Genomic DNA, 23585 nt, shown 5'->3' with positions numbered 1-23585 from the left:
GACGCAGCTTTCCGGAGTACAATGCCTGCAGCTTTCAACCCTGCACGCGCCGGCCCAGTCCCCGCGCGCGCCATTGATCCGGAGAATTCCCATGCGTGATGTCGTTATTGTTGCCGCCCGCCGTACTGCTATCGGAACCTTTGGCGGAGGTCTCTCCAGCCTGAGCGCAGACCAGTTGGGAACCGCCGTCATCAAGGCGCTGCTTGAAGAAACCGGTGTTGCCGGCGACCAGATCAACGAAGTGGTGCTGGGCCAGGTGCTTACCGCCGGTTGCGGCCAGAACCCGGCTCGCCAGTCCACCATCAATGCCGGCCTTCCGGCATCCGTACCCGCCATGACCATCAACAAGGTCTGTGGCTCAGGCTTGAAAGCAGTGCACATGGCGGTTCAGGCCATCCGATGCGGCGATGCCGAGATGATGATTGCCGGCGGCCAGGAGAGCATGAGCCAGGCGCCCCATGTACTGCCCAACAGCCGGAACGGCCAGCGTATGGGCAACTGGTCCATGGTGGACACCATGATCAAGGACGGCCTGTGGGATGCCTTCAACGATTACCACATGGGCATCACCGCCGAAAACATCGTCGAGAAGTACGGCATCAGCCGTGAAGAGCAGGACGCCTTTGCCGCCGCTTCCCAGCAGAAAGCCGCAGCCGCTCGCGAAGCCGGTTATTTCGACGGCCAGATTGTCCCGGTCTCCATTCCCCAGCGCAAAGGCGACCCGATTGTGGTCGACCGCGACGAAGGCCCCCGTGACGGCGTCACAGCCGAAGGACTGGGTAATCTTCGTCCGGCCTTTAAAAAGGATGGCACCGTCACCGCCGGCAACGCCTCATCCCTGAACGATGGCGCTGCCGCCGTCATGGTCTGCAGCGCCGAAAAGGCTAAAGAACTGGGACTGACCCCGATCGCCACCATCAAGGCTCACGCCAACGCCGGTGTCGATCCGACCATTATGGGCACCGGACCGATTCCTGCCAGCCAGCGCTGCCTGAAACTTGCCGGCTGGAGCACGGATGACCTGGACCTGGTGGAAGCCAACGAAGCCTTCGCCGCCCAGGCCATTTCGGTCAATCGAGATATGGGCTGGGATACCAGCAAGGTGAACGTAAACGGTGGCGCCATTGCCCTGGGCCACCCCATTGGCGCGTCCGGGTGCCGCATCCTGGTTTCCCTGCTGCATGAAATGGTTCGTCGTGACGTTCACAAGGGCCTGGCGACCCTGTGCATCGGTGGTGGCATGGGCGTTGCCCTGGCCGTCGAGCGCTGAGTTCCATGCTCCACGTTGTGCTGTACGAGCCGGAGATACCGCCGAATACCGGCAATATCATCCGGCTGTGCGCCAACACCGGTTGCCAGCTGCATCTGATTGAACCGCTGGGTTTTAACCTGGAAGACAAACAGATGCGCCGGGCCGGGCTGGATTACAGCGAGTACGCCACGGTAAAGATCCACAGGAACTACCAGGACTTTCTGGCCAGCGAGCAACCCGCACGCCTGTTCGGGCTGACCACCAAAGGCAGCACCCACTACCATCAAGTGAGCTATCAGGACGGAGACTACCTGATGTTCGGCCCGGAAACCCGCGGCCTGCCCACCGATATCCGTGAGGCCCTTCTGCCCGACCACCGCCTCAGGGTTCCAATGCAACCGGAAAGCCGGAGCCTGAATCTCTCCAACACCGCAGCCCTGGTGGTTTACGAGGCCTGGCGGCAGCTGGGATTCGCGGGCGCGGTATAAGCGCCGGATGGCCCTCTGCGCCGAGGCACCACCATTGGGTAGCCTTCTTCCAGTTCGACCACTCTCGCGGTGAAGCCGTAGACGGTTTCCAGCAGTTCCGGCGTAAGTACCTCCCGCGCCGAGCCTTCGTGGACAAGCCGGCCCGCCTTCATCACCAGCAGGCGATCCGCAAACTGGGCCGCCAGGTTCAGATCGTGCACAACCGCCAGAACCGCCATGCCCTCGGCCTTGGCCAGGCGGCGCACCAGATCCAGCACCATCTGCTGATGCGCCGGGTCCAGGGCGGATGTGCACTCGTCCAGCAGCAACAATCTGTCGCCCGGGCTGTCGATGATCTGGGCCAGCACCCGCGCCAGCTGTAACCGCTGCTGCTCACCACCGGACAAACCCGGCACCAGTCTGTGCCTCAGGTGACCGATATCCAGCTCATTCATCAGCTCGTCGACCACCAGGTCGCTTCTGTCTGGCGCCATTTTAGGCCGCCCCAGCTGTACGACCTCCTCGACCGTCAGTGGGAAATTTACCTCCACCCGCTGGGGCATTACCGCACGCTGACGGGCCAACCGTTCCGGGCGCCATTGCCCGAGTTCCCGGCCGGAAAGCGTCACGCTGCCACCATAGGGAAGATCACCACTGATCGCCTTGAGCAAAGTCGACTTGCCGGCGCCGTTCGGGCCCAGGAGCATCAACAGTTCCCCTGCTTTCAGGTGGCAATCAATGCCATCGACAATCCGGGAACGCTCCAGGGAGACACTGACGTTGTTAACGGAAAGAACCATCAGATCACCTTTGTTCTCAACAGAAGCGCCAGAAAGAAGGGGCCGCCGATCAGTGCCATCATCAGGCCAATAGGCAGTTCCGCCGGCGCTACCACGACCCTTGCCAGGGAATCCGCGGCCACCAGAAGTGTGCCGCCCACAAGGGCACTGAGCGGTAGCACCACCCGGTGACTGGCACCAAGCAACTGGCGCACGAGGTGGGGCACCACCAGGCCGACAAACCCGATCAGTCCGCTGACCGCAACAGCTGCTCCCACTCCCAGGCCAACCACCAGGATCGCGGCCTTCTTGACGGTATCGGTGCGATATCCCAGGTGCCCGACGACGGACTCTCCGAGCAGAAACGCATCCAGCGGACGGGCCAGCCAGGGAGCGACAAGCAATGCCAACAGCATGAATGGAGCGCCCACCAGCAGATCATCCCAGCCAGCGTGGCCGAGGCTGCCCATGGTCCAGAAGGTCAGCGAACGCAGCTCTTCATCGTTGGCGTAAAACGTCAGCAGACCAGTGGCTGCGCCTGCCACGGCGTTAATCGCGATACCGGCAAGTAGCAGGGTTGCCACCGAGGTCTGCCCGGACCGATCGGCAATGCGCCAGGCCAGCAGCACAGTACAGCTGCCACCCAAAAAGGCCGCAATGGGTAGAGCCCATTCGCCGGTCATGGCAAGCCAACCACCCAGCCAGGTGTTGCCCAGCACAATCACCGCAATGGCGGCCAGGGAGGCTCCGGCGGAGACTCCGATCAGCCCCGGGTCGGCCAACGGGTTGCGAAACAGCCCCTGCAGCAGAGCCCCCGAGACCGCCAGCACGGCCCCGACCAGAAAGCCCAGCAGGAATCTCGGCATTCGCACCTCCAGCAGCACCATCGACGCCACCGGATCGCTCGCTTCGCGGCCGGCAATCACACTCAGGATGTCAGCAACCGCCAGCGGGTAGGCCCCGCTGGTGATGGACACCAGGGCTACCAGGACCGCAGCCAAGAGCGCAACCACCAGGTATGGCGCAAAACCGAGTCGGCCTGCGGCATCACGAATCATTGGCTGCCACATCGGAGGGTGCAGGCAAGACGCTATTCACCGCGGCCATGGCATCGGGCAGGCGCGGACCGAAACCCAGCAGCATCATGCTGTCTGCCACCAGCCTGCGCCCGTTTTGCCAGGCTTCAAGACGCTCCACCTCCGGCCAGGACCGGATCTCGAACTGGCCCGGTGTGGATTCCGCAATCACAATGGCATCCGGCTGCGAGGCCAGGATGGCTTCCCGGTTGGCCGGCTTGTAGCCCTGGATCCCGGACACCGCATTTACCGCGTCGACAGAATCCAGCAGTGCTGAAGCAGCCGTACCTTCCCCCGCCAGCATCACCGAGTGATTACCGGCCGCAAGAATAAACAGCACCTTTGGCTCATTTCCCCTCGCCGACGATGCTTTCTGAATCCGGTTGATCTTCGACCGCAATTCAGCAGCGAGCCGGGCCGCCCTTGCTTCGTTTCCGAGCAGGCTGCCTACAGACTCGATCCGCTCCAGTGCTGCCTTCGGCGTCCGGACCGAAGGCAGCCTCTCCACCTGAACACCTGCCCTTGCCAGGCGGTCCAGATTCTCTTGCGGAGCGGCCTGCTCCGAGGTAATCAACAGATCCGGCTTCAGGGCCAGCACTCCTTCAAAGGGCAACGCCCTCAGGTAACCGACCTTCGGAAGAGACTCGGTCTGTTCCGGATATCCGCTGGTGGTGTCCACACCCACCAGCAGTGACTCCAGGCCCAGCCGGTAAACAATCTCGGTAATGGCGCCGTCAGCGGTCACAACCCGTGGCGGATCGCCCGCTTGCGCGGAAGACACGAACACCGTCGCCAACAGGAACAACGCAACAACCCGGGATTTCATCACAACGCCTCCAGGGTCGCCGCCTGCTCCCGCCAAAGTTCGGATTCAGGGATGCCAGGCTTGCGCTCACCGAACACAGTCAGTACCAGCTCGCCGTCGGAATTGAAGGCCTCCACAGAGGTGATGATGCCGTCTGCAGAGGGGCGCCGGACCAGCCACCAGCACCGGATTGACTCGGTGTTGGCATGGAGGTTGAACCCGCTGTCCAGAACGTTCATCCAGGGACCGGTGCGGCGCAGATTCGCCACCTTACCCGTGAAGATCTGCACGATTCCGGGATTGCCGACAAAGAACATGGCCGGGCACTGATTATCCCGAAGCAGCTCCAATAGCCTGTCCAGCACGTCGCCATCAGTACGCTCAAGCTCGGTCGCCCATTCGCCTCTCAACAGCTCCAGCGCCGTCAGCCGATCAGTTCCGGCCCGTTTCAGAAGCGCACCGAAATGATGGACATCCTTGAGCTCCCGCCAGCCCTCACGAAGAACCTCTGTATTGACCGCTTCTGGCGCCACCCGTGGAGGAACCGGGCGCGCGCCCCGAGGCCTGAACGGCCTCAGCTCCTGATCTGCGAAGGAACGGACCAGGCGCTCCCATGCCTCACCATCGGTATCGGCAACCCGGTAGATTTTGTGGACCGCAGCCCCGTACTGATCGAAGAACTGCAGACTCTCCCTCAACCCGGAGCGAACCTTTTCCTGCACCCGGTAGCCAAATGCCCAGTGCTTGAAAAAGACGCGGATATCGATCTCACCAACGGCAAGGCCCATGGCTCCAGACCGTCCGCTGGTGAAATCCTTGAAGGTGCCGGTCACTTCATGGACCACTTCGTTGTTGCGACTCAGAATCATGACCGGGCCGACGCTTTCAAGGGCCTTGAGAAGATCCCCGAAATTGTCCTTGAGAGGAATCAGTGCGTCGCCGCCACGCAGCCGAACCAGCTCCATCTCGCTGACGCCCAACTTATCCGCCATCTGACGGACCCTCATATTTGGCTCTGCTTCTTGCAGTGCCCGCCAGCGTGCTGCGAGCGAATCAGTTGTTGTGCCTGTTGCCATCGCTGTCTGTTGCATGGGTTACTCCTGGGCCTGCTGAAGTTCAACGGGCAGCCAACGCACGGTGGGCTGGCCACTGGTTCCGTTCTCGTCGTAATAGCCAACAATCTGCATCGCCCAGACCGTGGACTCAGGATCATCGGCATCCGCCTTGATCAGGAAGGTCCGGAAGTTTGGCCAGATCTTGTGTTGTTCCAGCAGGTTGTAGGCGTGCCAGGTGTTATCCGTGAATACCCCGCCAGTTGAGTCCGTGTTGTAGAGCTGGGGAACACCCGGATCGCTGTCATTGGCGGCAAGTTCGGCCCAGGTCATCGGGTCGGAGGCGCCGCCACTGCCATTGCCGGATACCCCGCTGTTGGATTTCAGGTACCAGTCGCGGTCGGAGAAACCGATCTGGACATCCCAGGTTTCGCTGGTGGCACAATCGACAACAGAGGCTGCGTCGAAATCGAAACACGCGTCGCCGCCGTCATAACTTGCAGGCGGAGTGAAAGTGATCGCCGTGTCACTGAATCCCGAGTCGCCGGCGGCCTGCACGTCAAACTCAAGCGTGAAATCCTGAATGCCTTGCCCTTCACGGGTCGGAAAATTGAAATCCACCACTCGCATACGTGCATAGCTATTGCCCTCGGCAGAGCGCACCAGATAACCCACATCCTCTGCCTCGCTGATCACACCCGTGGCAAAATCGTATTGAGACCAGGTATCTGAAGATCCAAACGCACTGGCAAAGGCATCCTCCTGCCAGCTCGCCGGCTCTTCGAGAATGCCCAGCAAATGCTCCTCCTCGGAGTTGGCGGTCGCGTTGGTGAACACGTTCACATCGGGATCACCGCTACCGTCATAGAAATCGTCCTGGGTAATTGCCAGGGCGCCGCCAACACTTCCACCGCCGGAAGCACCGCTGTTCACCTTGAAGTTCAAACGGTTGGCGGCGATGTGCCAATCGTCGCTTTCCTCCACCATCTCTCCGGTTTCCAGATTCAGGTAGACGGTCTCAGTAGCCGCAGGCATCAACTGCTCGGAAAAACGGCTGACATTATCCGCATCGTCCTCCGCGATGGAGTTGTCGCTGCCCCCGCCACAAGCCGTCAGAGCCAGGGCGGCCAGCACAATGGCCGGGGGTCTGGTATCAAAAAGATCCATGGATATCTCCTTCCTTTCGTTTTTTGGTGGTCAGGCATCATTCGCCAAAGGAAACCGTCAGCCCGGCGTAGAGGAAGCGCCCGGCAACGGGTCTGAAATCTTCACTGGCATTGGAAAAATCGCGCTGTTCGTCGGTGATGTTGTCAGCCCCGGCAAACAGTCGGAGCTGGTCTGAAAACCGGTAATTCAGTTTCAGGTCGCCCGTTGTATACCCCGGGGACTCGGTTCCGGCGGCCGCATCCACGAATTCCTCACTCTGGTACCGAAGCCGGGCGCTCCAGGACAGGCCGGGTAGCCCAAGCGGACCATCCAGCCCGAGGCGGGCCTGGTGCCTCGGGCGGCGATTGAGTTCATCGCCGGTCGCCACGTCTTCGGTTAGGGTCAGGGTATAGCCGGCGGTGAGCCGCCAGTGCTCTGAAGGTTCCCAGCCAGCGGTGGTCTCGACCCCCCAGGTCCTTGCCTCGGCAAGATTTTCATAGCTGAAAACCTGAACACCGTCGTTCCGTGCCTGGGTGGCCTCAGCATCGGGTGAGGTCTGAATCAACTGCTCGATGTCGTTAACGAAGGCGTTCGCTTCCAGCCACGTCGTCCGATTCCAGGACAGCCCCCCGCCGAACTGATAACTGACGGACTCCTCCGGCTGCAGATCGGGAGTCCCCTGCACGATGTAGCCAAGCTGGCTGTGGTCGAAGGTGAAATGCCGCTCCTTCAGATTCGGAACACGGTATCCGGCGCCAACGCCACCGCGAAGGAAGCCGGTCAGGGAATCGGTCCGGATCAGGTCGTAGCGCGCATTGATCTTCGGTGCCGAGTGGGTTCCGAAATCGGAGTCATTCTGGAACCGGACGCCGGGCACCAACTCAAGATTCGCGGTGGGCATCCAGGTGTCCTGAACCCAGACTTCCTGACTCTCGCGTTGTCGGCGAGGCTCTGCGCCCAGCTCGGAAGCGCCGTCCTTGGTCTGATTGAGCGTTTCGCGATTGAAATCGACACCACCCTGCAGGTGGTGACTGAGCCCTACCGGTTTTCCCAGATGGGCCGAGAAACGGGACAACATGGATTCGGCACGACGGTCATCAAAGACCCCGCCGCTGGTATACTTCAAGGTATCGTCGTTCAGGATCTCATGGACGGCGGACCAACCGGCACGCAAATCGGAATTGCGACCATGATCGCCAGACAGGGTATAGCGGGTGCGAGTGACCGTTTCATCCTTACCCTGATTGACGACAAACGGCGGGTTGCGTTCGGTGAACCGTGACCCGGACTCCTCCTCGAACCGGGCGACCGCGGCACTCAGCCGGTGGTTGCCATTCGGAGACCAGTCGGTGCGGAAGCTGAGATCGGTGCGATCGTATTCATCACCCGGGCGGGCCCAGGTCTCCGGTTCCGGATCAATGCCATCAGAATGCTGGCGTGAGGCAGATAAACGCAGGGCCAGCTGTTCATTGCCTCCCTGGACCGTGGCTCGGGCCGAATATCGCGCGGGGCCGGCTTCATCACCCGAGGGATTCTGCTCACCATAGCTACCAGCATCGGTGGTGAACTGACCCGAGAGCCTGGAGGCCGGTGGACGGGTAATGACATTAACCACGCCACCGATACCGGAGCTGCCATATTGGGCAGAGACGGCCCCCTTGACCACTTCCACCCGCTCAATATCCAGTACGGCCAACTGGCTGACGTCCACTGTCGACCCCGTGGTGGTCGTCATCGGCATACCGTCGATCAGAACCAGCACCCGGTCAGATTCGATACCCTGGAGCCAGACCTCGTAACCGGGCTTGCCGTGGATTTCCCGAAGCTGCAACCCCGGCACGTTTTCCAGGGCTTCCTTCAGGTTACGGGCATGCGTTTTCTCGAGCTCTTTGGCGGTAACCACTTCGGTACGGACCGGCGTGTCGAGCAGCTGACGCTCGGTGCGGGTTCCGGTAACAACAAGCTCATCCAGATAACCGGCAGGCCCGCTTTCAGCGAATGTTGGCGTGGAAACCAGGGCAACCAGGGAAGCGCAGGACAACGATAGATGTGATTTTCGAGAATGCATAAACCAACCAAACGAACCAGATCTTAGTGAGAACTATTATCGTTTGATTTTAGATTTATATCAATGCCAGGTCTGGAATTTTTATATAGGCACAAAAAAACCGGCCGGAGCCGGTTCTTCTATTACTGCTTCACCTGCCGCCGATCAGTGCGTCTGCGGCTCTTCGTTTGCCTCACCCGCAGCCTCTTCCTGCTTGCGCTTGAGCGCCTGGGCATAGATTGCATCGAAATTCACCGGCGCCAGCATCAGGGCCGGGAAACTACCCTTGTTGACGATTCCGTCGATTGCTTCGCGAGCGTAGGGGAACAGAATGGTCGGGCAGTAGGCACCCAGCATCTGGCCCAGTTGCTGGCCCTCGATTCCCTGCACCAGAAATACGCCGCCCTGCTGGATCTCAACGATGTAAGCTACCTTTTCACCCACTTTTGCGGTGACGGTCAGGGAAAGCACAACCTCATACTGGTTGTCGCTGACCTTGTTGTGGGAGGTATTCAGATCCAGGTTTACCTGCGGCTTCCACTGCTCCTGGAACACCAGCGGGGAGTTGGGCGATTCAAAAGACAGGTCCTTCACATAGATGCGCTGAAGGGCAAATTGTGGTTGGTTCTGGTTGTCACTGCCTGCTGCGGCTTGCTGATTCTCAGCCATTTTCAGTCCTTTCGTTCTCGATCATGGGCTCGGGGCCCGTTGTTATGGGATGCTGTAGAGCGTGCTGCCGGGACATTTTACGTTCAGGCCGGGCCGGCTTATGTGAAACAGTGCGGCAGAATGATCTTCAGATCAAGAGCTGCCCTATTTCTTCACCAACGGAAGGTTACTGGCCTTCCAGTCCGCAACGCCGCCGTTGAGGCGCACGACATTACCGAAACCTTCCTGGTTCAGTTGCTTGACCGCCATGGCGGAGTGCTGGCCCATCTTGTCGGCAACGATAATCTGTTTGTCCTTGAACTTGCTCAGTTCGCCTACCCGGCTTTTCAGGCTGTTCAGGGGAATATTGATGGAACCGGTAATGCGGCCCTCCGCGAATTCCTTGCGGTCGCGGATGTCCACCACAACGGCTTCATCCTTGTTGATCAGGTTGACCGCTCCCTGGGCCGAGATCTTGGCACCACCACGACGGGACTCCAGAATGAGGATGGCAACCAGAAATGCCACGAACAGCGACACAAGAATGTAGTGGTTAACGACAAATTCAAACAACCGGTCCATGAATTTACCCTGATGATGAGTTTGGCGGGATTATACACAGCCTGCTCCCCTGACAGAAGGTGACGAAACTGGCCAGTAAATGCGAGAATAGATAGACTCCATTTTCGTTTTAGTAAATTTACTAACATTTTACTTCCGGACTGAATGATGACTGCAATGCGCAAGCCGACTGCACTGATTATCCTGGACGGCTGGGGCCACCGCGACCCGGCTGAAGACAACGCCATCAGCAACGCTAGCACCCCGTTCTGGGACAATCTCTGGCAAAACCAGCCCAAGACCCTGATCAATACTTCAGGCATGTTTGTGGGGCTGCCGCAGGGGCAAATGGGTAACTCGGAAGTCGGCCATATGAACCTCGGCGCAGGGCGCGTGGTCTATCAAAGTCTGACCCGTATCGACAAGGATCTGGAAGAAGGCACGTTCCAGACCAATGAAGTACTCTGCGCAGCTATCGACAAAGCCGTTAAGAACGGCCGCGCGGTTCATTTGATGGGCCTGATGTCTCCGGGTGGCGTGCACAGCCACGAAGACCATATCATTGCTGCCGCCGAACTGGCCGCGGCCCGCGGGGCGAAAGAAGTTTACATTCATGCCTTCCTCGATGGCCGCGACATGCCACCCCGCAGCGCCAAGCCGTCGCTGGAGAAAGCTGCTGCCAGACTCAAGAGCCTCGGTGTCGGCCGCGTTGCCTCGATCGTGGGCCGCTACTTTGCCATGGATCGCGACAACCGTTGGGATCGCGTGGAAGCCGCCTACAAGCTGATGACCCAGGGCACCGCAGAATTCACCGCAGCCGATCCGGTATCCGGGTTGGAACAGGCTTACGAGCGCGGCGAGAACGACGAGTTCGTAGCACCAACCCGCATCCACGCCGCGGGGGAGCCGGAAGGCACCATCAACGATGGCGACACAGTGCTGTTCATGAATTTCCGTGCCGATCGCGCCCGGGAAATGACCCGCACCTTCGTGGAGAAGGACTTCGACGGTTTCGAGCGCAAGAAACACCCGGAACTGGCGGATTTCGTGATGCTGACCGAGTATGCAGCCGACATCCAGGCCTCCTGCGCCTACCCGCCGGAGCAGCTCACCAACGGCCTGGGCGAGTACATGGCGAAGCAGGGCAAGACCCAACTGCGCATTGCCGAAACCGAGAAGTACGCCCACGTTACCTTCTTCTTCAACGGCGGCCTGGAAACCCCGTTCGAAGGTGAAGAGCGAATCCTGGTGCCCTCCCCGAAAGTCGCCACCTACGACCTGCAACCGGAGATGAGCGCGCCCGAGGTAACGGACAAACTGGTGGAGGCCATCAAGAGCGGCAAGTACGATCTGGTGGTCTGCAACTACGCCAATGGCGACATGGTTGGCCACACCGGCAAACTGGACGCAGCTATCAAGGCGGCCGAATGCCTGGACGAATGCGTGAAGCGTGTGGTTGAAGCCCTGGATGAAGTGGGTGGCGAGGCACTGATCACGGCCGACCACGGCAACTGCGAGCAGATGACCGACCCGAACTCCGGCCAGGTCCACACAGCCCATACCATCGGTCCGGTGCCACTGGTATACACCGGCCATAGGAACATCGTGCTGAAGAACGACGGCAGCCTGAGTGACGTTGCGCCCTCGTTGCTCACCCTGATGGGGCTGGAGCAACCAGAGGAAATGACCGGGCACAGCCTGGTTGAGATCAGCTGATCCGGGAACGGAACCAACCTTTGCGACTTTCCGCAATCCTGGCGCTCACCCTGTCTCTGGGTGCAGCGCCGGCACTCGCCCAGCAGGACGTCACCCCAGCCCAGGTCGAGAAACTCAAGGAACGCATTGAGGACATCGACGACTGGCTGGAGGACGCCGAAGCCGACCGCTCCGACCTGGAGCGGCAGCTTGCCACGGCTGAACGCACGATCAGCCGCCTGACCCGCGAACGTCGCTCCCTCCGCCAGCAGGCGGAGCAACAACAGCAGAAACTCCGGGAACTGGAAAACGAAGCCCGGGAGCTAACCCGCACACTCGACCGCCAGCGAGACAGCCTCAAGAAGCAGATCCGCGCGGCCTGGATGGAAGGGGATGCGCCGGCCGTAAAGGTTCTTCTGAACGAAATTGATCCGGACAAGATAGCCCGGACCATGACCTACTACGAATACCTCAGCAAGGACACGGTCAATCGCCTCGAGGCATTCAGGCAAAGCCTGCAGGAACTCAGAAACACCCAGGCCGCCGTGCAGTCCACCCGGGTTGAGCTGGCCAGAACCGAGGAAGGCGTCGCCAAACGTCAGGAGGAATTGACTGAGTCCAGACGCCAACGACAGCAGACTCTGGCAGCCCTCAATGCCGACATCAAGAATCGCCGCAGCGAGAGAGAAGAACTGGAATCGGATCGCAAGCGGCTGGAAAACCTGCTTGAAGAGGTGCAGCAGGCAATCAACAACATTCCCTCGCCCAATGAATCCGAGCCCTTCGCTTCATTGCGCAACAAACTGCCCTGGCCGGTGAAGGGCAAGGTGCTGAGCCGCTTCGGTGATCGCTACGCCGATGGAAAACTCCGTCGCAACGGCTTACTTATCGGTACCGGAGAAGAAGCCGAGATTCGTGCCATACACTACGGCCGCGTGGTCTTTGCCAACTGGCTCCGGGGGTTTGGCCTGATTACCATCATTGATCACGGCGACGGCTACATGACACTCTACGGCCACAGCAGCAGCCTGTTCACCAGCCCCGGAGACTGGGTTGCTGGCGGCGAACCTATCGCCCAGGCCGGTCGCACGGGTGGCACCGACTCCCCGGCGCTGTACTTTGAAGTGCGGCACAATGGCAAACCCGACAACCCGGGGCGCTGGCTGGCAAACTGAGAGTCCCCGGGAGGGCTGACAAACGCCGCAGGTAACGCCATACTGTCCTGAATCAGGAAATCCAGTCCAACTATCGGAATAAAAACGGGATATGTGAATGAAACGGGTCAGAAGTACACTCCACGCCTTTCCATTACGCAGCATTGCTCTTGCTACCTGTTTCGCAACCGCTTCCGGACTGACCTGGGCTCAGGATGAGGACGCCACCACCGAACAGTTACTGGAAGGCATCCAGAACGGCGAGCAGGTGGAAATCAGCCTGCCCGATCCCGAGAAACAATTGCCGCTGGACGATCTGCGCAAGTTCACCGAGGTGTTCAGCCGCATCAAAGACGCCTATGTGGAGGAAGTGGACGATCGCAAGCTGCTTGAGAGTGCCATCAAAGGCATGCTGTCCGACCTTGACCCCCACTCCACCTACCTGGCCCCCAAGGATTATGAAGAGCTGGAGGAAAGCACCTCCGGGGAGTTCGGCGGGCTAGGTATTGAAGTGGGTATGGAGAACGGCTTTGTAAAAGTGATTGCGCCCATTGACGACACACCAGCGCAGAAGGCGGGTGTCATGGCCGGGGACCTGATCATCAAGCTTGACGAAAAACCGGTTAAAGGCATGAGCCTTGAAGAAGCCGTGCAGCTTATGCGGGGCAAACCGGGCTCCATCCTGACGCTTACCATCATGCGTGAAGGCGAAAGCGCGCCCATCGAAATCGACGTGGAGCGCGACATCATCAAGGTCACCAGCGTGAAATCCCGGATGCTGGAGAACGGCTATGGCTATGTCCGGATTACCCAGTTCCAGGCAGACACCGGCTCACAATTCAAGGACGCCCTCAGCGGACTGGAAAACGAACTGGGACGGGACCTCGACGGCCTGATCATTGACCTTCGAAACAATCCCGGCGGCGTACTGCAGGCGGCTGTAGAGTCTGCAGATGCCCTCCTTGACGAAGGGCTGATTGTCTACACCGAAGGCCGTATCCAGAGTTCGCGCCTGCGCTTCAGCGCCCGGGCCGGGGATGTCATGGAAGGCACGCCCATCGTGGTACTGATTAACGGTGGCTCCGCCTCCGCCTCGGAAATCCTCGCTGGCGCCCTTCAGGACCATGAACGCGCCGTCGTCATGGGCACCAAATCGTTTGGCAAAGGCAGCGTTCAAACGGTTATTCCGCTGGACGAGACCCACGCCATCAAGATGACCACCGCACGCTATTACACGCCGGATGGCCGCTCCATCCAGGCAACCGGAATCAAGCCGGACATTGAAGTGCGACCGGCGGAGCTCAAAGAGCTCGACAGCCAACCCTTCTTTACCGAGGCAGACCTGAGCGGACACCTCGAGGGCCAGAATGAGGGGCAGCAACTGGAAGGTGAAAGCGAAGCAGAGGGCGCATCTGGTGGCTCTCCGGCAGACCGGGATTATCAGTTGCGCTCAGCGTTGAACCTGCTCAAGGGCATCCGGATTCTGAACTCCAACAAACAGGACAAGGCAGAGGGAAGCGATCAGTGAGAGTAGTGGCTTCTCTGGCGGCCCTTGCCCTTTGGCTTGCCGCCACACCTTCCCTGGCGGAGCCTTCGAAGCAGGCACTACCGCCAACGATTGCCATCATCATTGATGACATGGGCCACAGCCTTGTTGAAGGGAAACGCCTGGCGAACCTGGATCAGCCACTGACGCTGGCCTTCCTGCCCTATCGCCGGCACACGGACAGCCTTGCCCGGCTTGCCCACAAGCAGCACAAGGAAATCATGCTGCATGCGCCGATGGCCAACACCCGCAATTACGGCCTCGGCCCGGGCGGCCTGACGCCGGATATGGACGAGCAGAACATGGTAACCACCCTGCGCAGGGCGCTGCAGTCCATCCCCTACGTCCGGGGCGTCAACAATCACATGGGCAGCCTGCTGACCCAACAGCTTCAGCCCATGGACTGGGTGATGAAAGAACTGTTCCGATACCCGGTTTACTTTATCGACAGCCGCACGATCGCCTCATCAATTGCCGGCGATGTGGCCGCCGCCTACCGGATTCCCACCATGACCCGGGATGTGTTTCTCGACCATGAACAGACCGAGGAGTTTGTGGATCGCCAGTTCAAGCTGCTGATCAAGCGTGCCCGGGAAAACGGCAGCGCCATCGGCATTGGCCATCCTCACAAGGTCACCGTGGATTATCTGGAGAAGAACCTGCCGAAACTCGATGAACAGGGCATCGCCATTGCCACCGTCAGCGGCCTATGGGCCATGCGCAACGGCAACCGAGAGATGTTTGCGGAGGGAGAAAAGCAGGCCATTCGGCCTGCTTTTGCACGGAAAAAGTAACCTGGGCTGTCGGATCAGACGCAAGCTGTCGGATTACGGCTTTGCCTAATCCGACCTACGGTAGGAATGCACGCGGATGACAGTAGGTCGGATTAGACAAAGTCGTAATCCGACAAATCATTCATCCTATTCGCGAACCTCTATACCCTGGGCCTTCATAAAGGCTTTCGCCTCAGGAATGGTGTGCTGCCCGAAGTGAAAGATAGACGCCGCCAGCACCGCATCGGCACCGCCCTGGGTGACGCCATCGGCGAGGTGCTGAAGCTCCCCGACACCGCCGGAGGCAATCACCGGCACGATCACTGCGTCACTGATGGCTTTGGTCAGGCCCAGATCGAACCCAATCTTGGTTCCGTCCCTGTCCATGCTGGTCAGCAGTAACTCCCCTGCCCCCATTTCCACCATCTTGCGGGCCCAGTCAACGGCGTCAAGCCCGGTGGGCTTGCGGCCACCGTGGGTAAAGATTTCCCAGCGGGGCGCCTCACCTTCCTCGCTGACCCGCTTGGCATCAATGGCGACCACGATGCACTGACTCCCGAAACGCTCAGCGGCTTCCCGGACAAACTCCGGGTTGAAGACCGCTGCGGTGTTGATAGAGACCTTGTCGGCCCCGGCATTCAGAAGCTTGCGGATATCATCCACCGTGCGCACACCACCACCAACCGTCAGCGGTATGAAGACTTCCGCCGCCATCCGTTCAACGGTTTCATAGGTGGTGTCCCGGCTTTCATGACTGGCCGTGATGTCGAGGAAGGTGATCTCGTCAGCACCCTGCTCGTTGTAGCGGCGGGCCACCTCCACAGGGTCGCCGGCATCGCGGATATCCACAAAGTTCACGCCTTTCACCACGCGGCCTTTATCGACATCCAGGCAGGGAATGATGCGTTTCGCCAGAGCCATATCTCGTCCTTACCCCTTGAGGCTGTCGCAGAAGGCCTGGGCCTCGGCCACATCCAGCGTACCTTCATAGATGGCACGGCCGGTGATGGCACCGAGGATACCCTTGTCCGCCACGGTGGACAGACGCTTCAGGTCATCCATATTGGTGACGCCGCCAGAGGCAATCACGGGAATCCCGCCCTCTTCTGCCAGCGCTGCGGTCGCTTCCACGTTCACGCCCTGCATCATGCCGTCACGGCTGATGTCCGTATAAACAATGGCGTCGACGCCATCGTTGGCAAACCGTTTGGCCAGGTCGGTGGCCATGACCTCTGACACTTCCGCCCAGCCATCGGTCGCAACGCGGCCGTCTTTGGCGTCCAGGCCAACGATGATGTGGCCAGGGAATTTCTTGCACATCTCGGTGACAAACTCAGGCTCTTTCACGGCCTTGGTGCCAATGATCACCCACTGCACGCCGGCCTTAAGGTAGGCTTCGATGGTTTCTGCAGAGCGGATACCGCCGCCGATCTGGATCGGCAGATCGGGGTATTTGCGAGCAATGGCCTGGACAATTTCGCCGTTGACGGGCTCGCCGGCAAAGGCGCCGTTCAGGTCAACCAGGTGCAGCCGGCGGGCGCCTGCTTCCACCCAGCGGGTGGCCATATCGACAGGGTCGTCACCAAACACCGTGGAGTCGTCCATCCTGCCCTGACGAAGGCGTACACATTTGCCGTCTTTCAGATCGATCGCGGGAATTATCAGCATTTTCCAGTCCAGTTTGTAAAATTCTCAAGCAACTGCAAACCCGCCCGGGCACTTTTCTCCGGATGGAATTGCACCGCAAAAATGTTGTCTCGCGCCACCGCTGCCGCCAGGTCTACGCCATAGTGGGTGCGCCCCGCCATATCAGCGTTGCCCTCGGCTTCTGCGAAGAAGCTGTGCACGAAGTAGAAACGGTCACCCTCAGGAATGTTGTACCAAAGCGGGTGATCAATAGTCTGCTGCACCTGGTTCCAGCCCATGTGGGGTACTTTCAGACGCTCTCCGTTTTCCGTGAGGTGGTCACCGAAATAACGCACTTCTGAGGGGAACAGGCCGATACAGTCAACGCCGCCGTTTTCCTCACTGCGGGACATCAGAGCCTGCATGCCCACGCAGATGCCAAGAAACGGACGGTCCTGAGAGACTTCGCGGACCAGATCCACCACCCCAAGGCGATGCATTTCCGCCATACAGTCGCGGATGGCTCCAACGCCGGGGAGGATGACACGGTCTGCTTGGCGGATTTTGTCGGCGTTGTCGGTGACCAGCACGGTGGTGTCCGGGGCAACGTGCTCCACCGCTTTTTTGGCAGAGTGAAGATTGCCCATGCCGTAGTCGATTATGGCAACGGTTTTCATGGTTGTTGCGGTGTCCTTGGGTGACCGGTTACAGCGATTCGTCTCAGAGCGAGCCCTTGGTGGACGGGGTGATACCCGCCATACGCTCGTCCATTTCAATCGCCATGCGAAGAGCGCGGCCAAAAGCCTTGAACACGGTTTCAATCTGATGGTGAGTGTTCTTGCCCTTCAGGTTATCGATGTGCAGGGTCACCATGGAGTGATTCACGAAGCCGTGGAAGAACTCCTCAAACAGGTCAACATCAAAGCCGCCCACGGCACCCCGGGTATAGGGCACATCCATCATCAGGCCAGGGCGGCCTGACAGATCAATCACCACCCGTGAGAGGGCCTCGTCCAGCGGCACGTAAGCGTGGCCATACCTGCGAATACCCTTTTTGTCGCCAACGGCCTGCTTGAAAGCCTGGCCCAGGGTAATGCCAATGTCTTCCACAGTGTGGTGGTCGTCAATGTGCAGGTCGCCCTTCGAAACGATATTCAGATCCACCAGACCATGACGGGCGATCTGGTCCATCATGTGCTCCAGAAAGGGCACGCCGGTGTCGAAACTGGATTTGCCGGTGCCGTCGAGATCAATCTCAACGGTGATCTGGGTTTCAAGGGTATTTCGTTCTACCCGAGCCTTACGTTCGGCCATGGGGACTCCGTAACAATTGAGTGGCATAACGCCGGAAAAATTCTATCCGGCGATTATACCTTTTATGTCCGCCCGAGTCCCACAACCGGTTTAATCGCTGTGATAGCGAAGTGCGGTTAAAACGCCTTTTTGAGGTTGTTCATGTAGGTGTCTACGAGACTGTTGAACTCGTGCTTGATCACCGGACTGATCGCCAGTTTAAGGAGGCTTGGCAGCGGCAGGGTCAGCTCGGCACTGGTCTGGAACTTCACCGCAGTGGCGTTCTCGCCCTTCGACTTGACTGTCCAGGACCCGCTTACAACGCCGTTGCCCTCACCCTTCACAGGCTCCCAGGTGATCCTGCCCGCCTCTTTATCCGAATGATATTTGCAGGCGTATACAGACTGGATCGCGTGCTTGTCCACGCCGACTTTTTCCATTTCCCAGCGGTAGGTGTTGTCGCCGAGATCGGTCAGTTTGTGGACCTTGGGGAAGTGGCTGGCAGAACGTGGCACATCCGCCAGCAGGTCAAACACTTCATCATAGCTTCCCGGAATCTCAAGTTCCCGGTTCAGCTCAATCGAAACGGTAATAGCCACGGCCAACTCCTTCTTGTGTTTATAGGTATCAATGTAGTCCGAAAATCAGGGAGGTGTATTTTGGCCCAACACTACCGCATTGTCATACTCCTGCGCTGTTAATTTGTTAACCCTGCGTTATCCTTTGGGTCATTGGCGTCGGTATTCGCCACGAATACTGCAAGCCCCCAACATTAGGAAGGAAGCCTGAATCATGAAAGCCGTCCGTTATGTGCTGATTGCCGTCGTTGCACTGATCATTCTCGCGGTGGCCGCCGTTGCCATCGCCATGGCCGTGATCAATCCCAACGACTACAAACCACAGATTGAACAGGCCGTTGAGGATGCGACGAACCTGGATCTTGTTCTGGAAGGCGATATTGGCTGGTCCTTCATCCCGCTGGGTCTGGAGCTGAACTCCGTTGAGGCTACCCTGGAGGGCGACCGCTTCGTTGCACTGGAAAGGCTGGTTGCCCAGATCGACTTCTGGTCCCTGATTGCCATGTCACCACAGGTGAACACCTTTGTACTGGACGGGCTGGATGCCCGCCTTGAGGTGGACGAGCAGGGCAACGGCAACTGGACCCGCATCATGCCCGAGAAGGCCGCCGGCGAATCCCCCGAAGAAACAGCCGGTACCCAGGATGAGCAGGCACAGGACGACCAGGGCGGCGGCGAGGCCCTGAACTTCAATGTTGAAAACGTCCAGATCAGTAACGCCCAGGTGCATTACACCGACAAGAGCACCGGACAGTCGGTGACGCTTGATAACTTCACTGTCAGTGCCAGCAACATCACCCTGGGTTCCGAGTTCCCCCTGGAAATCGGATTCCGCGTCGCCACCACCCAGCCCACATTTGAGGTGGATGGCAGCATCAGTGCCCGCCTTGCAGCCAACGAAGCCCTCAACGAATTTGCCGTATCCGGCCTGAATGCCGTGTTCGACATGACCGGCGAACCATTCGGAGGCAAAGAGGTGACAGCCGAACTCAAGGGCTCTGCCACCGCCAACCTGGAGAATGAAACCGCTACCCTTAGCGGCTTTACCGCCAGTCTGGCCAACCTTTCCCTCAACACAGACCTGAATATCAATGGCTTTGGTGACAAACCAACCCTGAGTGGCGAAGTATCCATCTCAGAGTTCTCCCTCAAGAATCTGCTGGACAAACTCGGCCAACCCGCTGTGGAAACCCGCGACGCCGATGTGCTTGAAGCCGTATCGTTCTCGACCGGCATTGGCGGCCAGGCCGGCAAGGTGGAACTGACCGATCTGACCTTCAAACTCGATGACACCACCTTCAACGGCTCAGGTAGCTACAACCTTGCTGATACCGGCATCGTCTTCAACCTGCAAGGCGACCAGTTGAATGCCGACCGTTACCTGCCACCCGCAGCCGAGGGAGAGCCTGAAGAGGCAACCGCATCCGAGGAGCCCGCTGCAACCGGACCGGAAGGCGATCTGCTGCCCCTGGAAACCATCCGCAGCCTGTTGCTGGATATTGATCTGGGCCTCGGCCAACTGATTGTCAGCAACCTGACCATCAACGAAATCAAGGCCAGCACCACAGCCAAAAACGGCCTGTTAAAGGTTGATGAGTTCAGCGGCAAACTCTACGAGGGCAGCTTTGGCGCCAACGTGACCATTGACGCCCGCAGCGACAACCCGAAATGGAGCGTGGGTTCAGATGTTACCAACGTGCAAACCCTGCCCCTGCTCACAGACCTGGCAGAAGTGGACATGCTTGGCGGCGGCGCCAACCTGAAAGTGAATGCCACCACCACCGGCAACCGCATCTCGGCACTTCGCAGCAATGCTGACGGCCAGATCAGCTTTAACCTGGCAGAGGGCGAGTTCCGCCGCATGAACCTGACCCGCATGGCTTGCCAGGGTATCGCCCTGGTCAACCAGGATGAGCTGACAACCACGGACTGGGGCACAAGCACACCGTTCAACGACATGAGCGGCACCCTGGACATCAACGGCAACACCCTGAACAACACCGATCTGGTGGCTGCACTGGCCGGTATGCGCCTCGAGGGCAACGGCACGGTCGACATGAAACAGAGCCAGATCGACTATGAGGTAGGCCTGAGAATCGTAGGCGAAATCCATCGCGACAACGCCTGCCGAGTCACCGAGTATGTAGAGAACGCAGTAATTCCTGTGGAGTGCCGGGGCAACTTCGCCGAGGACCCGGCCGGGCTTTGCTCGTTCGACGGTTCGCGCTTCCGGGATACCCTGAAAACCATGGCTGAGAACGCGGCCAAGGCCAAGGCGCGCGAGGAAGTGGACAAAGCCAGGGACAAAGTGGAAGAAAAAGCCAAAGAGAAGCTGCAGGACGAGCTTGGCGACAAATTGAAGGGCCTGTTCAACTGATGCCCGACCGTTTCGCCGACAAACTGTTGCAATGGTACGACAGCCACGGCCGGCACGACCTGCCGTGGCATCACAACCGCAACGCCTACCGGGTGTGGGTCTCGGAAATCATGCTGCAGCAAACCCAGGTGACCACTGTTATCCCCTATTTTGAGGCGTTCATGAAACGTTTTCCGGAGGTCCACGCCCTGGCCGAAGCCCCCGTGGATGACGTACTCAGCCACTGGTCTGGCCTTGGTTACTACGCCCGGGCCCGGAACCTGCAGAAAGCCGCGCAAACGGTGGTTCGCGATTTCGATGGCGAGTTTCCGCAAACCCAGGAAGAACTTGAATCCCTCACGGGAATCGGCCGCTCCACCGCAGCCGCCATACTGGCCCAGGCCTTCGGCATTCGCGCCGCCATTCTCGATGGCAACGTCAAGCGCGTGCTGGCCCGCTACCATGCCATCCCCGGTTGGCCCGGGCAGACCGCTGTTCTCAACCAGCTGTGGCAACGGGCCGAAGAGCATACCCCGGAACAACGGGTACGCGACTACACCCAGGGCATCATGGACCTGGGCGCCATGGTGTGCACCCGAAGCCGGCCGGCCTGTGACAGCTGCCCACTACAGGATGGCTGCCGGGCCTATGCCGACGGCGAAGCAACGCGCTACCCGGGCTCCAAACCGAAAAAGGCCAAGCCGGAAAAAACCACCTGGATGGTCATCCTCGAGGACGGCGAAGGGCGCATCCTGCTGGAGCGTCGCCCGCCCAGCGGCATCTGGGGCGGCCTCTGGAGCCTGCCGGAACTGGACCCGGCCTACGGAGCAGATGAGCTCCAGGAAGCCTGTGAACAGAACCTGGGGCTCGATTGCGCAGAGCCGGAGCTGATCAGCGGATTCCGCCACACCTTCTCCCATTACCACCTGCACATACAGCCCGCCCGCCTGAGTGTTACCGGTGGCGCTAAAACCGTAGAAGACAAAGACCATCTGAAATGGCTGCACCGCCACGAAGCCCTGAACCTCGGTCTGCCAGCGCCGATCCGGTCGCTGCTTACCGAACCGGAGCAAGCCGCACTGCTTTGATCCGGTCCGCTAGCGCCCTCACCCGCAACGATCTGTTATCATCACCGCCAGCAACATTTGCCAACAGGAGCCACCATGAGCCGTACCGTTTTCTGCCGCAAATACCAGAAAGAACTGGAAGGCCTGGACTTCCCGCCAATGCCTGGCGCCAAGGGACAGGACATTTTCGAAAATATTTCGAAGCAGGCCTGGGAAGAATGGCAGGCCCAGCAGACCATGCTGATCAACGAGAAACACCTGAGCCTGATGGACCCGAACACCCGCAAGTACCTGCAGGCGCAGATGGAACACTTCTTCAACAACGAGCCGTTCGACAAGGCCGAAGGCTACGTTCCACCGGAACAATAACCCCGGATTGATCAAAGCCTGAGCATGCCTGAAAAGATTCAGAAATTTTTCAGGCTCAGCCTTGACTCAAAACATCGAAACCGGTTTAATAGCGCCCCGTTGCACAGCAGTAGCGCAACATGCCCGGATAGCTCAGTTGGTAGAGCAGGGGATTGAAAATCCCCGTGTCGGTGGTTCGATTCCGCCTCCGGGCACCATTAAGAATTCAGACAAAACCCGCCTTGTGCGGGTTTTGTTGTTTCTGGTGTCCACCAAGCATCCATGCTTATTTCTTTCCCTCTCTAATTGGGCGATAGGCTTTGATGCCAGAGGTCGCAGATTGCTTCCTCAGCTCAAAGTAGTCACCCAAATCCGCAAACAAGTCTGAGAACTTTTTGGCGCCATAAGTCCGAGGATCAAAATCAGATTTTGCTCGTTTCAGGAACGATGCAGCACCACCCAGGTGAGCCCACCCCTGATCATCCTGGACATGATCGTATGCGCGCCTCAGTAGCCTCACGATCTCAGGCACTTCTTCTTGTTGTTTTGTCGACTTGACTGGCTTTTCAGGCTTAGCAGCACTGGGCTTTGCGGGCGCCTCCTCAACCTCGTCCACAGCAAGGTTCTCAGTAAGAAGGAAGTCATCACAGGCATTCCTGAATGAGGTCGGCGTCTTGTGCTCACCAAAACCGAAAACGTAGATCTCATCCTCGCGAAGGCGAGAGGCCAGCTTGGTAAAATCGCTATCGCTAGAAATAAGAGCGAATGCATCGAATTTTTTGGAGTAGAGGAGATCCATCGCGTCGATAATCATTGAGGCGTCTGTGGCATTTTTACCCCTGGTGTAGGCAAATTGCTGGACTGGCTGGATCGCCAGTTCATTCAGAACGGTCTTCCAGTTCTTTAATGATTCGATCGACCAATCACCGTATGCACGCTTGGTGACAACGTGACCGTGAGACGACAGTTCTTCGAGGATGAGCGGAAGTTTCGAGAGCTGAGCATTATCCGCATCAATCAGTACCGCAATCTTCTTATGCTGATCTAGATCCTTCATTCAGACATCCATGTTGTTGATTCGTTGATTAGTATCGGCGCTTTTCCTATAAGGTCCACCACCTGCCCTGATGAACCATGAGCATACCGCATAGGGAGCCAGATATCCGAGGGCCCCAGGAATCCTACAAGCCCTTAATTTGAAACATTTTGGCTCTATTTGAAGTAGTGTCGGCCGCCACAAGGCTCTCATAATTTTTAACCAACACTCTTTTTTCGACCTTTTTATAGACCTTTTTTTAGATCTAATTTAGGGATAC

23 protein-coding genes and 1 tRNA gene are annotated in these 23585 nt (G+C 58.8%); 10 read left to right on the top strand and 14 right to left on the bottom strand.

Annotated elements, in window-relative coordinates:
• Positions 1-91: 91 nt before the first annotated feature.
• Both ACESMK_RS19125 and trmL read left to right on the top strand, forming a co-directional pair.
• Complete coding sequence (locus ACESMK_RS19125) at positions 92-1270, top strand: acetyl-CoA C-acetyltransferase (protein ID WP_373002035.1); 1179 nt, start codon at positions 92-94, stop codon at positions 1268-1270.
• 5 nt (positions 1271-1275) lie between these two features.
• The gene (gene trmL / locus ACESMK_RS19120; RefSeq protein ID WP_373002033.1) at positions 1276-1740 is read left to right on the top strand and encodes a tRNA (uridine(34)/cytosine(34)/5-carboxymethylaminomethyluridine(34)-2'-O)-methyltransferase TrmL; all 465 of its coding nucleotides are present in this window, start codon (positions 1276-1278) and stop codon (positions 1738-1740) included.
• Here trmL and ACESMK_RS19115 read toward each other — a convergent pair.
• From ACESMK_RS19115 to ACESMK_RS19080, 8 genes are all read right to left on the bottom strand, one after another.
• A complete protein-coding gene (locus ACESMK_RS19115; protein WP_373002031.1) occupies positions 1698-2519 on the bottom strand; it encodes a heme ABC transporter ATP-binding protein in 822 nt (273 codons plus the stop codon). The genes trmL and ACESMK_RS19115 overlap by 43 nt on opposite strands.
• On the bottom strand, positions 2519-3556 hold the full coding sequence (locus ACESMK_RS19110) for a FecCD family ABC transporter permease (protein WP_373002029.1): 1038 nt from the start codon (positions 3554-3556) through the stop codon (positions 2519-2521). The genes ACESMK_RS19115 and ACESMK_RS19110 overlap by 1 nt, the downstream gene beginning before the upstream one ends.
• Positions 3546-4400, bottom strand: a complete 855-nt coding sequence (locus ACESMK_RS19105) for a hemin ABC transporter substrate-binding protein (RefSeq protein ID WP_373002027.1) — start codon at positions 4398-4400, stop codon at positions 3546-3548. Before ACESMK_RS19105 ends, ACESMK_RS19110 begins: the two co-directional genes overlap by 11 nt.
• A complete protein-coding gene (locus ACESMK_RS19100) occupies positions 4400-5470 on the bottom strand; it encodes a hemin-degrading factor (protein WP_373002025.1) in 1071 nt (356 codons plus the stop codon). Before ACESMK_RS19100 ends, ACESMK_RS19105 begins: the two co-directional genes overlap by 1 nt.
• Positions 5471-5473: 3 nt before the next feature.
• Positions 5474-6598: an HmuY family protein gene (locus ACESMK_RS19095; protein WP_373002023.1), complete on the bottom strand. Its 1125-nt coding sequence runs from the start codon at positions 6596-6598 to the stop codon at positions 5474-5476.
• Between the two features lie 37 nt (positions 6599-6635).
• Positions 6636-8645: a TonB-dependent receptor plug domain-containing protein gene (locus tag ACESMK_RS19090; RefSeq protein WP_373002021.1), complete on the bottom strand. Its 2010-nt coding sequence runs from the start codon at positions 8643-8645 to the stop codon at positions 6636-6638.
• Positions 8646-8789: 144 nt separating this feature from the next.
• Positions 8790-9293: a protein-export chaperone SecB gene (secB, locus tag ACESMK_RS19085; protein WP_373002019.1), complete on the bottom strand. Its 504-nt coding sequence runs from the start codon at positions 9291-9293 to the stop codon at positions 8790-8792.
• Positions 9294-9437: 144 nt separating this feature from the next.
• Positions 9438-9854, bottom strand: coding sequence for a rhodanese-like domain-containing protein (locus ACESMK_RS19080; protein WP_373002017.1), 417 nt, complete (start codon positions 9852-9854; stop codon positions 9438-9440).
• A 147-nt stretch (positions 9855-10001) separates the two neighbouring features.
• On the opposite strand from ACESMK_RS19080, the gene gpmM reads away from it, so the two are divergent.
• The 4 genes from gpmM (at position 10002) to ACESMK_RS19060 (ending at position 15022) form a co-directional block, all read left to right on the top strand.
• Positions 10002-11549, top strand: coding sequence for a 2,3-bisphosphoglycerate-independent phosphoglycerate mutase (gene gpmM / locus ACESMK_RS19075; RefSeq protein ID WP_373002015.1), 1548 nt, complete (start codon positions 10002-10004; stop codon positions 11547-11549).
• A 20-nt stretch (positions 11550-11569) separates the two neighbouring features.
• Positions 11570-12703 (top strand): murein hydrolase activator EnvC family protein, encoded by a 1134-nt coding sequence (locus ACESMK_RS19070; protein WP_373002013.1) that lies wholly within the window; start codon positions 11570-11572, stop codon positions 12701-12703.
• Positions 12704-12800: 97 nt separating this feature from the next.
• Positions 12801-14210: a S41 family peptidase gene (locus tag ACESMK_RS19065; RefSeq protein WP_373002011.1), complete on the top strand. Its 1410-nt coding sequence runs from the start codon at positions 12801-12803 to the stop codon at positions 14208-14210.
• The gene (locus tag ACESMK_RS19060) at positions 14207-15022 is read left to right on the top strand and encodes a divergent polysaccharide deacetylase family protein (protein ID WP_373002009.1); all 816 of its coding nucleotides are present in this window, start codon (positions 14207-14209) and stop codon (positions 15020-15022) included. Before ACESMK_RS19065 ends, ACESMK_RS19060 begins: the two co-directional genes overlap by 4 nt.
• 126 nt (positions 15023-15148) lie before the next feature.
• On the opposite strand, the gene hisF is transcribed toward ACESMK_RS19060, so the two are convergent.
• The 5 genes from hisF to ACESMK_RS19035 all read right to left on the bottom strand — a co-directional run bounded on the left by hisF (position 15149) and on the right by ACESMK_RS19035 (position 18519).
• Positions 15149-15922 (bottom strand): imidazole glycerol phosphate synthase subunit HisF, encoded by a 774-nt coding sequence (hisF, locus tag ACESMK_RS19055; protein ID WP_373002007.1) that lies wholly within the window; start codon positions 15920-15922, stop codon positions 15149-15151.
• Between the two features lie 9 nt (positions 15923-15931).
• Positions 15932-16669 carry a 1-(5-phosphoribosyl)-5-[(5-phosphoribosylamino)methylideneamino]imidazole-4-carboxamide isomerase gene (gene hisA / locus ACESMK_RS19050; protein WP_373002005.1) on the bottom strand — a complete coding sequence of 246 codons (738 nt, stop codon included), beginning with the start codon at positions 16667-16669 and terminating at the stop codon, positions 15932-15934.
• Entirely contained in the window at positions 16663-17304 is a 642-nt protein-coding gene (gene hisH, locus ACESMK_RS19045; RefSeq protein ID WP_373002003.1) for an imidazole glycerol phosphate synthase subunit HisH, read from the bottom strand. Before hisH ends, hisA begins: the two co-directional genes overlap by 7 nt.
• Before the next feature lie 43 nt (positions 17305-17347).
• Positions 17348-17941, bottom strand: a complete 594-nt coding sequence (gene hisB, locus ACESMK_RS19040) for an imidazoleglycerol-phosphate dehydratase HisB (RefSeq protein ID WP_007153401.1) — start codon at positions 17939-17941, stop codon at positions 17348-17350.
• A gap of 116 nt (positions 17942-18057) precedes the next feature.
• Entirely contained in the window at positions 18058-18519 is a 462-nt protein-coding gene (locus ACESMK_RS19035) for an SRPBCC family protein (RefSeq protein WP_373002000.1), read from the bottom strand.
• 193 nt (positions 18520-18712) lie between these two features.
• Here ACESMK_RS19035 and ACESMK_RS19030 point away from each other — a divergent pair, with 193 nt between their 5' ends.
• The 4 genes from ACESMK_RS19030 to ACESMK_RS19015 all read left to right on the top strand — a co-directional run bounded on the left by ACESMK_RS19030 (position 18713) and on the right by ACESMK_RS19015 (position 22487).
• The gene (locus ACESMK_RS19030) at positions 18713-20875 is read left to right on the top strand and encodes an AsmA family protein (protein ID WP_373001998.1); all 2163 of its coding nucleotides are present in this window, start codon (positions 18713-18715) and stop codon (positions 20873-20875) included.
• Positions 20875-21942 carry an A/G-specific adenine glycosylase gene (gene mutY / locus ACESMK_RS19025; RefSeq protein ID WP_373001997.1) on the top strand — a complete coding sequence of 356 codons (1068 nt, stop codon included), beginning with the start codon at positions 20875-20877 and terminating at the stop codon, positions 21940-21942. The genes ACESMK_RS19030 and mutY overlap by 1 nt, the downstream gene beginning before the upstream one ends.
• 75 nt (positions 21943-22017) lie before the next feature.
• Entirely contained in the window at positions 22018-22290 is a 273-nt protein-coding gene (locus tag ACESMK_RS19020) for an oxidative damage protection protein (RefSeq protein ID WP_008169302.1), read from the top strand.
• 121 nt (positions 22291-22411) lie between these two features.
• Positions 22412-22487: transfer RNA gene (locus ACESMK_RS19015), tRNA-Phe, on the top strand.
• 68 nt (positions 22488-22555) lie between these two features.
• Here the strand turns inward: ACESMK_RS19015 and ACESMK_RS19010 are convergent.
• Positions 22556-23326 carry an NYN domain-containing protein gene (locus ACESMK_RS19010; RefSeq protein ID WP_373001995.1) on the bottom strand — a complete coding sequence of 257 codons (771 nt, stop codon included), beginning with the start codon at positions 23324-23326 and terminating at the stop codon, positions 22556-22558.
• Positions 23327-23585 lie beyond the last annotated feature (259 nt).

It is taken from the genome of Marinobacter sp., assembly GCF_041687235.1.
Lineage (GTDB): Bacteria > Pseudomonadota > Gammaproteobacteria > Pseudomonadales > Oleiphilaceae > Marinobacter.
The sequence above is the reverse complement of the archived record's forward strand: the minus strand, read 5'-3'. Positions and strand labels throughout refer to the sequence as shown.

Coding starts and splice junctions, on each gene's coding strand:
- ACESMK_RS19100 (WP_373002025.1), bottom strand. CDS start 5,470: ATGCAACAGACAGCGATGGCAACAGGCACAACAACTGATTCGCTCGCA.
- ACESMK_RS19110 (WP_373002029.1), bottom strand. CDS start 3,556: ATGATTCGTGATGCCGCAGGCCGACTCGGTTTTGCGCCATACCTGGTG.
- hisB (WP_007153401.1), bottom strand. CDS start 17,941: ATGGCCGAACGTAAGGCTCGGGTAGAACGAAATACCCTTGAAACCCAG.
- ACESMK_RS19115 (WP_373002031.1), bottom strand. CDS start 2,519: ATGGTTCTTTCCGTTAACAACGTCAGTGTCTCCCTGGAGCGTTCCCGG.
- secB (WP_373002019.1), bottom strand. CDS start 9,293: ATGGCTGAGAATCAGCAAGCCGCAGCAGGCAGTGACAACCAGAACCAA.
- ACESMK_RS19090 (WP_373002021.1), bottom strand. CDS start 8,645: ATGCATTCTCGAAAATCACATCTATCGTTGTCCTGCGCTTCCCTGGTT.
- mutY (WP_373001997.1), top strand. CDS start 20,875: ATGCCCGACCGTTTCGCCGACAAACTGTTGCAATGGTACGACAGCCAC.
- hisF (WP_373002007.1), bottom strand. CDS start 15,922: ATGGCTCTGGCGAAACGCATCATTCCCTGCCTGGATGTCGATAAAGGC.
- trmL (WP_373002033.1), top strand. CDS start 1,276: ATGCTCCACGTTGTGCTGTACGAGCCGGAGATACCGCCGAATACCGGC.
- ACESMK_RS19010 (WP_373001995.1), bottom strand. CDS start 23,326: ATGAAGGATCTAGATCAGCATAAGAAGATTGCGGTACTGATTGATGCG.
- ACESMK_RS19125 (WP_373002035.1), top strand. CDS start 92: ATGCGTGATGTCGTTATTGTTGCCGCCCGCCGTACTGCTATCGGAACC.
- ACESMK_RS19095 (WP_373002023.1), bottom strand. CDS start 6,598: ATGGATCTTTTTGATACCAGACCCCCGGCCATTGTGCTGGCCGCCCTG.
- ACESMK_RS19065 (WP_373002011.1), top strand. CDS start 12,801: ATGAAACGGGTCAGAAGTACACTCCACGCCTTTCCATTACGCAGCATT.
- hisH (WP_373002003.1), bottom strand. CDS start 17,304: ATGAAAACCGTTGCCATAATCGACTACGGCATGGGCAATCTTCACTCT.
- ACESMK_RS19020 (WP_008169302.1), top strand. CDS start 22,018: ATGAGCCGTACCGTTTTCTGCCGCAAATACCAGAAAGAACTGGAAGGC.
- hisA (WP_373002005.1), bottom strand. CDS start 16,669: ATGCTGATAATTCCCGCGATCGATCTGAAAGACGGCAAATGTGTACGC.
- ACESMK_RS19105 (WP_373002027.1), bottom strand. CDS start 4,400: ATGAAATCCCGGGTTGTTGCGTTGTTCCTGTTGGCGACGGTGTTCGTG.
- ACESMK_RS19030 (WP_373001998.1), top strand. CDS start 18,713: ATGAAAGCCGTCCGTTATGTGCTGATTGCCGTCGTTGCACTGATCATT.
- gpmM (WP_373002015.1), top strand. CDS start 10,002: ATGACTGCAATGCGCAAGCCGACTGCACTGATTATCCTGGACGGCTGG.
- ACESMK_RS19080 (WP_373002017.1), bottom strand. CDS start 9,854: ATGGACCGGTTGTTTGAATTTGTCGTTAACCACTACATTCTTGTGTCG.